Consider the following 426-nt stretch of genomic DNA (forward strand, 5'->3'; position numbering starts at 1 on the left):
CTCCGGAGCCGAGCTGGCCGTGCAGGATCTGCTCGGACAGCTGGTCCTCGATCTCGCGCTGGATCGCGCGGCGGAGGGGTCGGGCACCGAGTGCCGGGTCGAACCCGACCTCGATGAGGCGCTCCTTCGCCGGCTGCGTCAGCTCGACCGTCATGTCACGGTCGAGCAGGCGGTCGCTCAGGCGCTTGATGAACAGGTCCACGATCTGGAGCAGCTCGGGCTTGGACAGCTGCGGGAAGACGATGACGTCGTCCACGCGGTTGAGGAACTCGGGCTTGAAGTGCTTCTTGAGCTCCTCGTTGACCTTGCCCTTCATGCGGTCGTAGCCGGTGGCGTTGTCGCCCTCGATCTGGAAGCCGACCGGGCCGCCCGCGATGTCGCGCGCACCGAGGTTGGTGGTCATGATGATGACGGTGTTCTTGAAGT

1 protein-coding gene is annotated in these 426 nt (G+C 65.5%); it reads right to left on the reverse strand.

All coding sequences use genetic code 11. The features are described 5' to 3' along the window. Positions 1-403: ClpB D2-like domain containing protein (locus D7Y13_RS43460; RefSeq protein WP_244222494.1), on the reverse strand; the 403-nt coding region annotated here is incomplete at its 3' end. Between the last annotated feature and the right edge of the window lie 23 nt (positions 404-426).

Source organism: Corallococcus praedator (genome assembly GCF_003612125.1).
Taxonomy (GTDB): domain Bacteria; phylum Myxococcota; class Myxococcia; order Myxococcales; family Myxococcaceae; genus Corallococcus; species Corallococcus praedator.